The organism is Sphaerisporangium dianthi, from assembly GCF_042654065.1.
Classification (GTDB): domain Bacteria; phylum Actinomycetota; class Actinomycetes; order Streptosporangiales; family Streptosporangiaceae; genus Sphaerisporangium; species Sphaerisporangium dianthi.
Window position 1 is genome coordinate 543862 of the sequence record NZ_JBHSFP010000001.1, and the last position, 12158, is coordinate 556019.

The following is a 12158-nucleotide window of genomic DNA, read 5'->3' on the forward strand; positions in this document are numbered from 1 at the left end:
GCGCGCGCCCCGGACCGGCTCAGAACGTCCCAGCGCGCCGCCGACCGGTCCAGGACGTTCTGGTTCGCCCTAAGCCGGTCCCTGATGAGCCCTACGTCCGGGAGGGTCCGTTCAGCGGGCGAACTCGGTGGCGCGCGACTCGCGGACGACGGTGATGCGGATCTGGCCCGGGTAGGTCAGCTCCTCCTCCACCTGCTTGGCGACGTCGCGGGCGATCACCTGGGCCTGGATGTCGTCGATGGCGTCCGGCCGCACCATGACCCTGATCTCGCGGCCGGCCTGCATGGCGAAGACCTTCTCGACCCCGTCGTAGGACTGCGCGATCTCCTCCAGGCGCTCGAGCCGCTTGACGTACGCCTCCAGCGACTCCCTGCGCGCGCCGGGACGGCTGCCGCTGATCGCGTCGGCGGCCTGGGTCAGCACCGCCTCGACCGTGCGGACCTCGACCTCGTTGTGGTGCGCCTCGATGGCGTGCACGACGTCCTCGTGCTCGCCGTAGCGCCGGGCGATCTCGGCGCCGATGAGGGCGTGGCTGCCCTCGACCTCGTGGGTGAGCGCCTTGCCGATGTCGTGCAGCACCGTGCAGCGCTTGAGGAGCATCGGGTTCAGGCGCAGCTCCGAGGCCATGATCCCGGCGATGTGCGCCGACTCGATGAGGTGCTTGAGCACGTTCTGCCCGTAGGAGGTGCGGTAGCGGAGCTGGCCGAGCAGGGTGATGAGCTCGGGGTGCATGTCGGTGATGCCCAGTTCGACCAGCGCGTCCTCGCCGGCCCGGACGCAGAGGTCCTTGACCTCCTCCTTGCTGCGCTCGTAGGCCTCCTCGATGCGCTGCGGGTGGATGCGGCCGTCCAGGACGAGCTTCTCCAGGGTGAGCCGCGCCGTCTCGCGCCGCACCGGGTCGAAGCACGACAGCAGCACGGCCTCCGGAGTGTCGTCGATGATCAGATTGACGCCGGTCGTGGACTCGAAGGCTCTGATGTTGCGGCCCTCGCGGCCGATGATGCGGCCCTTCATCTCGTCGCCGGGCAGGTGCAGGACGCTGACCACCGACTCGGCGGTCTGCTCGGTCGCCACGCGCTGCACGGCCAGCGTGACGATCTTGCAGGCGCGCTTCTCGCCCTCCTTGCGGGCCTCGCCCTCGATCTCGCGGACGATCAGCGCCGCCTCGCGCTTGGCCTGGTTCTCGATGGTCATCACGAGCTCGGCCTTGGCCTGATCGGAGGTGAGGCCGGCGACCCGTTCGAGCACCTCGCGGCGCTTCGCCTCCACCTGGTCGAGCTCGGCGCGGCGGTCGGCGAGCTGGGTCTCGGTCTCGACGATCTTGCTGCTCCGCTCGGCCTGCCTGCGGGCCTCCTCATCGAGCCGCTGCTCGCGCTCGGCCAGGCGGTTCTCCCGGCGTTCGAGGTCGGACCTGAGCTCCTTCAGTTCGTTCTTGAGAGCACGGGTCTCATCTTCGACCTCCTTGCGCGTCCGCAGGGCGCCCTCGGCGGCGGCCTCGGCCCGGCGGAGCATGTCTCCGGCGTCCGACTCGGCCTTCACGCGGATCTCGGCGCCCTCCCGGCGTGCCTGCTCCAGCTCGGCCTGGACGTCGGCGATCTCTTCCGCGGTAGGCCCCCGCTTGCCGGACCGATCACCTCCGGTGCGGCGTATCAGCACGACGAGCGCGACAATCGCGACGAGTGCCAGCAGAACAACGGCCACCGCCAGCATGATCACGACTGTCGAATTCATGCGCGCCCACCCCTCCTCGCGTCGCGAGCCTCAGCACGCGAGGGGTTACACGCGCAGCACGGACCAGCCCGACCGGGCGATCCGGGTCAGACGAATATGTCCAACGCGCCGGCATCAGATGCCGGTCCGCTGGGTGTGATCGGTCTCGATCGTCCGTCGTGCACAGTTATGGCAATCCGCACCGCGCGGAGTAACTCCTCACTGTGGTCGAGATTAAGCGTCAGAGAGGTAACGAGCAAGCAAAGACCGCCCGTCAGGCCAGTTTTGTCATCTCATGGGATCGGCGGTGCGGCGGCGATGCGCCGGATTAATCCCAGTATGCAGCGACAAGTCGGGAAAATGATCATATGTCGAGTGGGGAAGGTTCCCCTGGCCCGCCGTCTCTTCCTCGGCCGGATTCGGAAGATCTTCGGGGCGCTCCGCACCTTCCCCGGACGGACGGGTATGGGGCCGCCATGGCACAGATCGGTTACATGCTCATGTGCGAGCAGGCCCCGCCCAGGCAACTCGTCCAGGACGCCGTCGCCGCCGAGCGCGCCGGGTTCGACTACGAGACCATCTCCGACCACTACTTCCCGTGGCTCGAGGACCTGGGGCACTCCTCCTATGCCTGGTCGGTTCTCGGGGCGGTGGCGCAGGCCACCGAGCGCATCCCGTTCATGACCTACGTCACCTGCCCGATCATGCGCTATCACCCCGCCGTCGTCGCGCAGAAGGCGGCGACGATGGGCGCGCTGTCGGAGGGCCGCTTCACCCTCGGCCTCGGGGCGGGCGAGAACCTCAACGAGCACGTCGTCGGGCGCGGATGGCCGCCGGTCAACATCCGCCACGAGATGTTCGGCGAGGCCATCGAGATCATCCAGGCGCTGTTCGACGGCGAGTACGTCAGCTACCGCGGCGACCACTTCACGATCGACTCCGCCAAGCTGTACGACCTGCCCGACCAGCCGGTGCCGGTCGGCATCGCCGCCTCAGGGCCGCAGTCGGTGGACCTCGCGGCCGAGTACGGCGACGCGCTCATCGCCACCGATCCCGACGCCGGCCTCGTCTCCCGCTTCCACGCCTCAGGCGGCGCGGGCAAGCCCGCGTACGGGATGCTCACCGTCTCCTACGACACCGACGCCGAGACGGCCGCCGAACGGGCCCACCGGCTCTGGAAGTGGTTCCCCGCGGGCTGGAAGGTGCTCTCGGAACTGCCGGGACCGGTGAACTTCGCGGCCTACTCGCGGTTCGTCCGCCCGGAGGACGTGACCGGGCACGTCCCCTGCGGCTCCGACGTCGACGCGGTCGTGCGCGCGGTCAAGGAGTTCACCGACGCCGGCTTCACGCACGTGACGCTGGCGCAGGTGGGCGGGGACCACCAGCGCGAGTTCCTCGCCTGGGCCGAGAAGGAACTCCTCCCCGCCCTGCGCGACCTCAGCTGACGACCCGGCTCAGATCGAGATCGAGGTCCACCTCGAACCCGACCGTGGTCCGCAGCCGCTTGCGGTGGACTCCGGTCGGGACGTACGCCCTCACCCCCTGCTCCAGCTCGAAGGTGTAGACGACCGGCGCCTCGTCCTCCTGTTCGACCCTCCAGAGGAACCGGATGCCGGCATCGGAATATTTGATGGGCTTGGTGGTGCGGTCTCGCTCGGCCGACTCGGGCGACACCACCTCGACCACCAGGTGAACGTCCTCCGGTTTGAATGAGGTCGTGGCGAGACTCGCCATCGCCGCGCGCTTCACCAGGAGGATGTCCGGTTCGGGGCGCTGCCGGCGACCGAGTGTCACACTCATCTCCCTGACCACGACCAGGTCAGGGGGTGGGTCGAGCCCGCGCTCGAGAAGTCTGAGCGTGAGCATGTGGAAGGCGCTCTGCGGCGACATCATGACGAGTGATCCATCGATCAGTTCGACGTGCCGGGGCGCGCCGGGGGGGAGATGATCGAGCATGTCGGCCGTCCAGCCGCCGGGCGGTCCTGGATAGAACCAGTCGGGAAAAGCCGCCGTCATCCGGCCCCCTCCTCGCCTGCACGGTCAGGTGACATCACCATCGTACCCACGGATCGTGACGTCAGGTAACTCTGAGGAGTTTCACGTGGACACCTGACATCACCAGGGCGGCAGCAGATCAGGACCGCAGGTCACTCGAAAGAGTCGGGGAAGGCGTCCGTCGGCAGGTCTTCGCCTTCGAGGGCCTCGCGGACGACGCGGTAGGCGAGACCTCCCGAGTAGCCCTTGCGGGCGAGCATGCCGGCCAGCCGCCGGACCCGGGCGGCGGGTTCGAGGTGGCGGGTGCCGGCCAGTTTGCGCGCGACGAGCCGGCGCGCGGTCTCGAGCTCTTGGTCGGGATCGAGCTGGTCGACGGCGTCGCGTACGGTTTCCTCGTCCACGCCGCGGGTGCGCAGTTCGGCGGCGAGCGCCCGGCGGGCCAGCCCTCGCCCGGCGTGCCGCGAGGTCACCCATGCCTCGGCGAACGCCTCGTCGTCGATGAGCCCCACATCGGAGAAGCGGGCGAGGACGACCTCGGCCGCCTCGTCGGGGATGTTCCGCTTACGGAGGGCGTCGGCGAGCTGGGCGCGTGTGCGGGGCGCCAGCGTGAGCAGACGCAGGCAGACCGCCCGAGCCACCGCCTGAGGGTCGGCGGGAGGCGCCTCGGCCGCCGGCGACCCCTCGACCGGCCCGTCGAACCCTTTCTGCCGCGAGGACCCTCTCCCCCGGCCGCGACGGCGGGCGGGCTTGTCGCCCGCCCCGTCTTCGACCCAGGCTCCCCAGTCTCCCGGCCGCAGCCGACCGGGCTCGTCATCGCGCGCGTGCATGGCTGATCAGCTCGGATCAGACATCGGCGTGGCGAATGAGCTCGGATCAGACATCGGCATGGCGGATCGCTTCGAACCAGGCATCGGCATAGCGGATGAGCTCGGATCGGACGTCGACATGGCGGATCGGCTCGAACCAGGCATCGGCATGGCGGATCGGCTCGATCAGACGTCGCCCGGCTTGGGCGCCTTGGCGCCACGCCCGGAGGGGGCGGCAGCGGCGGCGGCCGGAGGAGCGGCGGGCTCGACGGGGCTGTCGAGGCGCGGGCCGACGCCGAGCTTCTCCTTGATCTTCTTCTCGATCTCGTTGGCGATGTCGGGGTTGTTCTTCAGGAAGTTGCGGGCGTTCTCTTTGCCCTGGCCGAGCTGATCGCCCTCGTAGGTGTACCAGGCGCCGGCCTTGCGGACGAAGCCGTGCTCGACGCCCATGTCGATCAGGCCGCCTTCGCGGGAGATGCCGAAGCCGTAGAGGATGTCGAAGTCGGCCTGCCGGAAGGGCGGGGCCATCTTGTTCTTGACGACCTTGACCCGGGTGCGGTTGCCGACCGGCTCAGTGCCGTCCTTGAGCGTCTCGATGCGCCGGACGTCCAGACGCACGGAGGCGTAGAACTTCAGCGCCTTGCCACCGGTCGTGGTCTCGGGCGAGCCGAACATGACGCCGATCTTCTCGCGGAGCTGGTTGATGAAGATGGCGGTCGTGCTGGTGTTGTTGAGAGCGCCGGCGATCTTGCGCAGGGCCTGGGACATGAGGCGGGCCTGCAGGCCGACGTGGCTGTCACCCATCTCGCCCTCGATCTCGGCCTTGGGCACGAGGGCCGCCACCGAGTCGATGACGACGAGGTCGATCGCGCCGGAGCGGATCAGCATGTCGGCGATCTCGAGCGCCTGCTCGCCGGTGTCGGGCTGGGAGACCAGCAGAGCGTCGGTGTCGACGCCGAGCTTCTTGGCGTACTCGGGGTCGAGGGCGTGCTCGGCGTCGATGAACGCCGCGATGCCGCCGCCGCGCTGGGCGTTGGCGACGGCGTGAAGCGCCACGGTGGTCTTACCGCTGGACTCGGGGCCGTAGATCTCGACGATGCGCCCGCGGGGGAACCCGCCGATGCCGAGGGCGACATCGAGCGCGATGGCCCCGGTGGGGATCACCTCGATGGGGGCTCGTGCGTCATCGCCGAGGCGCATGACAGAGCCCTTGCCGAACTGCCGCTCGATTTGAGCGAGCGCGGTCTCAAGAGCCTTCTCGCGGTCGTTGGCTGCCATGGGGTGCCCCCTGGAGGGTTGAGTCGAAGTCGTTTCCGTCGCTAGCAAGCTACGGGGTGCCACCGACAATTTCCCGGAACGGGCCCAGGGCGCCGGCGGCGGCGGCATGCCCAATATAGCCGAACGGCTGTTCGATCACAGCTCAACGGCGCAGCCGCGCGCCACCGCCGCAGAGGCGTGGAGCCGGGCGCCTCAGCGCAGCCGGGAGTCGACGTCGGTGACGCCGCAGACCGCGCGCCACACGTCCTTGACGGACTCGCCGTCGGCGAGCGCCTGGGTCACGGTGCGGCCGCCCAGCTCGGCGATGACGTAGTCACGCGCCCAGGACTCGGCGTACCCCTCGCCGAAGTGGCGGTTCATCCGGCTCCAGAAGTCCGTCAAGCGCATGCTCTCAGTATGGTCCCGGCCCCGCGTGCGCCGGCCCGCGGCGCCGGCCCGGCGCCGCGGGCACCCCTCAGGCCGCCGCCCGGGCTCGCGCACGCCGGGCGGCCACCGTGAGCGAGAACTGCGGGGACCTCCGAACGCCCCGGTCACGTGCGCAGGCCACCGTGCCGGGCCGGGCCGGGCGAACGCCCCGCAGGGACGCCCGCCGGGCCTGGGCGGGCGGCTCACATGACGCGGGAGCCGTACATCTCTCCAAGGGGATCGGCCAGCAGTTCCAGACGCGCGCCGTCCGGATCGCGGAAGTAGATCGAGGCGTCGCTTTCGAGCTGGTAGGGCACCGCGGCGGCGTCCAGCTTGTCCCTGAGCCTCTCCCACCTGCCGCGCTCGACCGAGATCGCGATGTGGTGCAGGCCGCCCAGCACCTCCTGGTACGGCCCGAGGTCGAGCCCGGGCAGGTCGAAGAAGGCCAGCAGGTTGCCGTTGCCGATGTCGAAGAAGAAGTGGTTGGACCCCTTGTAGTCGCGGTTCTCGAAGATCTCGGTCAGCGGGAACTCCAGTAGCTCCTGATAGAACTGGACGGTCCGCTCGACATTTGAACAGATCAGTGCAAAGTGGTGCAGGCCACGTGCGCTGCTCTCTGGCCGTCGTGCTTGGAGATATTGCCCGCGGATCCGCTCTCGAGTCGCCTCGATGGCCGCGTAGTCGATGCCCATGACCTCAGATGACGGCCCGGGAATGCGCCATGTCAAGCCTCGAGGGCCCGGCGTGCGGGCGGGATACGGCCAAGTGCTCCACTTTGTCCCTGTTCGAGCACGTCAGCCGGGTGGGGTGACGCGTTCTGTCGGTGGCGGGTTGCATGATGAAGCGGTGACCGGATCCTCGCTCGACCACTTCACTCCGGTGACCCGCCAGTGGTTCACCGACGCCTTCGCCACGCCGACGGCGGCCCAAGAGGGCGCGTGGCGGTCTATCGCGCGCGGTGACAACACGCTCGTCGTCGCCCCCACCGGGTCGGGCAAGACGCTCGCCGCGTTCCTGTGGTCGCTCGACCGCCTCGCCTCCGAACTCATGGCCGCGGGCTCGCCGCAGGCCGCGCCCGCGGCGCCGGGCGATCCGGCGTCCCCGGCGGCGGGGGCCGGCGGCGCGGGCGACTCGTCCGCGGCGGGGCCGGCCAAGAGGCGTCGAGCGCGCGCGCAGGGCCCCGCGCGAGGGTGCCGGGTGGTGTACGTCTCGCCGCTCAAGGCGCTGGCCGTCGACGTCGAGCGCAACCTGCGGGCTCCGCTCACCGGCATCAAGCAGACCGCGCGGCGCCTCGGGCTCTCCGCCCCCGAGATCTCGGTGGCCATCCGGTCGGGCGACACGACGGCCGAGGACCGCCGGCGCTTCGCCGCCGCCCCGGCGGACATCCTGATCACCACGCCCGAGTCGCTCTATCTCATCCTGACCAGCAAGGCCCGTGACGCGCTCCGCGACGTCGAGACGGTGATCGTCGACGAGGTGCACGCGGTGGCGGCCACCAAGCGCGGCGTCCATCTCGCGCTGACCCTCGAACGGCTCGACGCGCTGCTCGCCCGGCCGGCGCAGCGCATCGGCCTGTCCGCCACGGTGCGTCCCGTGAGCGAGGTGGCGGCGTTCCTGGGCGGCGCCCGCCCGACGACGGTCGTCCAGCCGCCCTCCGAGAAGGTCATCGAGGTCGACGTGGTCGTCCCCGTCGAGGACATGACCGAACTGGACACCGCCCCCCGGCAGGGGCCGCCGCCCGGCGACGCCGAGGCGCCCTGGCTTGAACCTCCGGCGCGCCGGTCCATCTGGCCTCACGTGGAGGAGCATCTTCTCGGTCTCATCCAGGCCCACCGCTCGACGATCGTCTTCGCCAACTCCCGGCGCCTGGCCGAGCGCCTGTGCACCCGGCTCAACGAGCTGGCCCACGAGCGGGCGACCGGCGGCGGGCCCGCCTCCTTCCCTCCCGATGACCTGTGGACCACCCCTGACAGCGGCTCCGCCTCCTCCGTCGATCCACGGACGACCGCTGGAGGAGCGGGGTCCTCCCCAGGCGGCGGGCCGCCGAGGCCGGTCGCGTCGGTCTCCACTCCGGCGGCGATGATGGCGCAGGCCGGCGCGTCGGCCGGGGTCGTCCCCGAGGTCGTCCGCGCTCACCACGGGTCGGTCTCCAAAGAAGAGCGCGCGCAGATCGAGGAGGCCCTGAAGTCCGGGCGCCTGCCCGCCGTGGTCGCCACCTCCAGCCTCGAACTGGGCATCGACATGGGGTCGGTCGACCTGGTCGCCTGTGTCGAGGCGCCGCCGAGCGTGGCCAGCGGCCTGCAGCGCATCGGCCGGGCCGGCCATCAGGTGGGCGCGGTCTCCAAGGGCGTGATCTTCCCCAAGTACCGCGGCGACCTGCTCCAGACGGCCGTCGTCTCCGAGCGCATGAAGAGCGGCGAGATCGAAGAGATGCGCTACCCGCGCAACCCCCTCGACGTGCTCGCGCAGCAGATCGTGGCCATGTGCTCGCTGGACGAGTGGACCGTCGACGAGCTCGAGACCCTGGTCAGGCGGGCCGCTCCGTACGCCACGCTGCCGCGCAGCGCGCTGGAGGCCACCCTCGACATGCTGGCCGGGCGCTACCCCAGCGAAGAGTTCGCCGAGCTGCGCCCGCGCGTCGTGTGGGACCGCGTGACCGGCCGGGTGACCGGTCGCCCCGGCGCCCAGCGCCTCGCCGTGACCAACGCCGGCACCATTCCCGACCGCGGCATGTTCGGCGTCTTCCTCGTCGGCGGCGACACCGGGCGCGGCGGCAGGCGGGTCGGCGAGCTGGACGAAGAGATGGTCTACGAGTCCAGGACGGGCGATGTCTTCGTGCTGGGCGCCACCTCCTGGCGCATCGAGGACATCACGGCCGACCGCGTGCTGGTCTCCCCCGCGCCCGGCCAGCCGGGCAAGCTGCCGTTCTGGCACGGCGACACCCCGGGCCGTCCCGCCGAGCTCGGGCGGGCCCTCGGCGCCTTCACCCGCGAGCTGTCCGAGGGCGGCACCGAGCGCCTCACCAAGGCCGGGCTGGACGCCTTCGCCACCGCGAACCTGCTGTCCTACCTCGCCGAGCAGCGCGAGGCCACCGGGTACGTCCCCGACGACCGCACCCTGCTCATCGAGCGCTTCCACGACGAGCTCGGCGACTGGCGGGTCGTCGTGCACAGCCCCTTCGGCGCCCGCGTCCACGCACCGTGGGCCCTGGCCATCGGCAGGCGGCTGCGCGAACGGTACGGCGTGGACGTGCAGGCTCTGCACTCCGACGACGGCATCGTGCTGCGCATCCCCGACACGCTCGAGGGCGCGCCCACCGATGTGGCGGTGTTCGACGCCGACGAGATCGAGCAGATCGTCACCGAGGAGCTCGGCGGGTCGGCGCTGTTCGCCTCCCGGTTCCGCGAGTGCGCCGGCCGCTCCCTGCTGCTGCCCCGCCGCAACCCCGGCAGGCGCTCCCCTCTGTGGCAGCAGCGCCAGCGGGCCGCCGGTCTGCTCAAGGTCGCGAGCCAGTACGGCTCGTTCCCTGTGGTCCTCGAGACCATGCGCGAGTGCCTGCAGGACGTCTTCGACGTGCCGGGGCTGGTGCGGCTCATGCGCGACATCGCCGCCCGCCGCGTGCGCGTGGTCGAGGTCGAGACCACCCAGGCGTCGCCCTTCGCGGCCTCGCTGCTGTTCGCCTACGTCGGCGCGTTCATGTACGAGGGGGACGCGCCGCTGGCCGAGCGGCGCGCCCAGGCCCTGTCCCTGGACACCCATCTGCTCGCCGAGCTGCTGGGCGAGGCCGACCTGCGCGAGCTGCTCGACCCCGACGTGGTGGCCGACACCGAACGCGAGCTGGCGCGGCTGGACCGCCCGTTGCGCGATGCCGAAGACCTCGCCGACCTGCTGCGCACGCACGGCCCCTTGCGTCCCGAGGACATCGCCGTGCGGGGCGGCGACCCGGGCTGGGCGGCCGATCTCGAAGCGGCCCGGCGGGCGATCCGCGTCCGGGTCGCCGGGGCCGAGCAGTGGGCGGCGATCGAGGACGCCGCCCGGCTGCGCGACGCGCTCGGCGCGCCCCTGCCCATGGGGGTGCCGCACGTGTTCCTCGAACCGGCCGCCGACCCGCTCGGCGACCTGCTCGCCCGCCATGCCCGCACCCGCGGTCCCTTCGCCGCCGCCACGGCCGCCACCCGGTTCGGCCTGGGCGTCGCCGTCGTGACCGACACCCTGCGGCGGCTGGCGTCCTCGGGCCGGGTCGTCTCCGGCGAGTTCCGGCCGGGCGGCTGGGGCGAAGAGTGGTGCGACGCGGGCGTGCTGCGGCAGCTGCGGCGCCGGTCCCTGGCCCGGCTGCGCAAGGAGGTCGAGCCGGTCCCGCCGGAGGCTCTGGCAGCGTTCTCCACCGCATGGCACGGCATCACCGAAGGCCGCTCCGCCCGCGGCATGGACGCCCTGGTGCACGCCATCGAGCGGCTCCAGGGCGCCGCGGTGCCGGCGTCGGCGCTGGAGACTCTGGTCCTGCCGAGCCGGGTGCCGGGCTACGAGCCGGCCCTGCTGGACGAACTGACCGCCTCGGGCGAGGTCCTGTGGTCCGGCCAGGGGTCGCTGCCCGGCGGCGACGGCTGGGTGGCCCTGTTCTTCGCCGACACCGCCCCGCTGCTGCTGCCCGCGCCGGCCGTGATCACGATGACCCCGCTGCACGAGCAGATCCTCGCGGCGCTGGGCGGCGGTGGCGCGCTGTTCTTCCGCGATCTTTCCTCGCGGGCGGGTTCCCTGGACGACATCGCGCTCGCCGGCGCCCTGTGGGATCTCGTGTGGTCCGGCCGCGTCTCTGGAGACACGCTCGCGCCGCTGCGCTCGGCGCTCGGCTCAGGACGGCCCGCGCACCGGCCGACGGCCACGCGCAGGCGAAGGCCCGTGCTGCCTACCCGGGCGGGCCCGCCGACGGTGAGCGGCCGCTGGTGGCTGCTGCCCGAGATCTCGGCCGACGCCACCGAGCGCGCTCACGCGCAGGCCGAGGTGCTGCTCGAACGACATGGCGTGGTCACCAAGGGCGCGGTGGCGGGCGAGCGCCTCACCGGCGGGTTCGCCGGCGTCTACCCGGTGTTCCGCGCGTTCGAAGAGACCGGCCGGTGCCGCCGCGGCTACTTCGTGGAGGGCCTGGGCGGCGCCCAGTTCGCCCTAGCCGGCGCCGTCGACCGCATGCGCGCCTCCGCCGCCACCCTGGCTCGCACGTCCACCCGCCACGCCGATGCCGGAGGCACACCGGGCCGGGCGCAAGACGGTCCCCCAAGTCCACACGACACGCCCCGCCCATACGAGACTTCGAGCCCGCACGACACCCCGAGCCCGCACGGGACCTCGGGCCCGCATGAAACGCCGAGTCCATACGAAGCGCAGAACCCGTACGAAACTCCGAACCCGGACGGGGCGACGCAGCCGTATGGGACGCCGCAGCCGTACGGGGCGACGAACGCGTACGCGGCGTCTCCGCCGAATCGATCAGCGGCCGAGAGGCGGGCGGTGGTGCTGGCGGCCACCGACCCGGCCGGCCCGTACGGCGCGGCGCTGCCGTGGCCGGCGCATCCAGGAGATGTCACGCACAAACCCGGCCGCAAGGCCGGGGCGCTGGTGGTGCTGGTGGACGGCCGTCTCGTCCTCTACGTCGAGCGCGGCGGCAAGACCCTGCTGTCCTTCGCCGAAGACGAACGCCTGCAACCGGCCGTCGACGCTCTTGTGCTGGCCGTACGCGACGGGGCGCTCGGGAAGCTGACGGTGGAGAAGGCCGACGGCACCGCGATCGTCGACTCCCCCCTCGCCGCCGCCCTCGAGGCCGCCGGCTTCCACCCCACCCCCCGCGGCCTCCGCCTGCGCGCCTGACCGGTCGTCCGCACAGGGCTCGCCGGGTTGCTCGGCGTACGGCGGCGCCGGCACCGCCGTACCCCACCTCGCCGACCCGGCGCCGTACGACAGGCACCATCC

General features: G+C 71.6%; 8 protein-coding genes. 2 read left to right on the top strand and 6 right to left on the bottom strand.

The features are described from left to right. Positions 1-111 precede the first annotated feature (111 nt). Positions 112-1731 (bottom strand): ribonuclease Y, encoded by a 1620-nt coding sequence (rny, locus tag ACFO60_RS02255; protein ID WP_380836158.1) that lies wholly within the window; start codon positions 1729-1731, stop codon positions 112-114. Positions 1732-2186: 455 nt separating this feature from the next. Here rny and ACFO60_RS02260 point away from each other — a divergent pair, with 455 nt between their 5' ends. Then, positions 2187-3155 (top strand): TIGR03557 family F420-dependent LLM class oxidoreductase, encoded by a 969-nt coding sequence (locus tag ACFO60_RS02260; protein ID WP_380836160.1) that lies wholly within the window; start codon positions 2187-2189, stop codon positions 3153-3155. On the opposite strand, the gene ACFO60_RS02265 is transcribed toward ACFO60_RS02260, so the two are convergent. From ACFO60_RS02265 to ACFO60_RS02285, 5 genes are all read right to left on the bottom strand, one after another. After that, positions 3148-3726, bottom strand: a complete 579-nt coding sequence (locus ACFO60_RS02265; RefSeq protein WP_380836161.1) for a Uma2 family endonuclease — start codon at positions 3724-3726, stop codon at positions 3148-3150. The two genes, ACFO60_RS02260 and ACFO60_RS02265, sit on opposite strands and share 8 nt — an antisense overlap. A 131-nt stretch (positions 3727-3857) precedes the next feature. Continuing rightward, the gene (recX, locus tag ACFO60_RS02270; protein ID WP_380836163.1) at positions 3858-4532 is read right to left on the bottom strand and encodes a recombination regulator RecX; all 675 of its coding nucleotides are present in this window, start codon (positions 4530-4532) and stop codon (positions 3858-3860) included. A 165-nt stretch (positions 4533-4697) separates the two neighbouring features. Further along, the gene (gene recA, locus ACFO60_RS02275) at positions 4698-5789 is read right to left on the bottom strand and encodes a recombinase RecA (RefSeq protein WP_380836165.1); all 1092 of its coding nucleotides are present in this window, start codon (positions 5787-5789) and stop codon (positions 4698-4700) included. Positions 5790-5981: 192 nt separating this feature from the next. After that, positions 5982-6176: a DUF3046 domain-containing protein gene (locus tag ACFO60_RS02280; RefSeq protein WP_380836166.1), complete on the bottom strand. Its 195-nt coding sequence runs from the start codon at positions 6174-6176 to the stop codon at positions 5982-5984. A gap of 221 nt (positions 6177-6397) precedes the next feature. Beyond that, complete coding sequence (locus ACFO60_RS02285; RefSeq protein WP_380836168.1) at positions 6398-6886, bottom strand: VOC family protein; 489 nt, start codon at positions 6884-6886, stop codon at positions 6398-6400. Positions 6887-7040: 154 nt separating this feature from the next. Here ACFO60_RS02285 and ACFO60_RS02290 point away from each other — a divergent pair, with 154 nt between their 5' ends. After that, on the top strand, positions 7041-12056 hold the full coding sequence (locus tag ACFO60_RS02290; protein WP_380836169.1) for an Lhr family helicase: 5016 nt from the start codon (positions 7041-7043) through the stop codon (positions 12054-12056). Positions 12057-12158 lie beyond the last annotated feature (102 nt).

Coding starts and splice junctions, on each gene's coding strand:
- rny (WP_380836158.1), bottom strand. CDS start 1,731: ATGAATTCGACAGTCGTGATCATGCTGGCGGTGGCCGTTGTTCTGCTG.
- ACFO60_RS02260 (WP_380836160.1), top strand. CDS start 2,187: ATGGCACAGATCGGTTACATGCTCATGTGCGAGCAGGCCCCGCCCAGG.
- ACFO60_RS02265 (WP_380836161.1), bottom strand. CDS start 3,726: ATGACGGCGGCTTTTCCCGACTGGTTCTATCCAGGACCGCCCGGCGGC.
- recX (WP_380836163.1), bottom strand. CDS start 4,532: ATGCACGCGCGCGATGACGAGCCCGGTCGGCTGCGGCCGGGAGACTGG.
- recA (WP_380836165.1), bottom strand. CDS start 5,789: ATGGCAGCCAACGACCGCGAGAAGGCTCTTGAGACCGCGCTCGCTCAA.
- ACFO60_RS02280 (WP_380836166.1), bottom strand. CDS start 6,176: ATGCGCTTGACGGACTTCTGGAGCCGGATGAACCGCCACTTCGGCGAG.
- ACFO60_RS02285 (WP_380836168.1), bottom strand. CDS start 6,886: ATGGGCATCGACTACGCGGCCATCGAGGCGACTCGAGAGCGGATCCGC.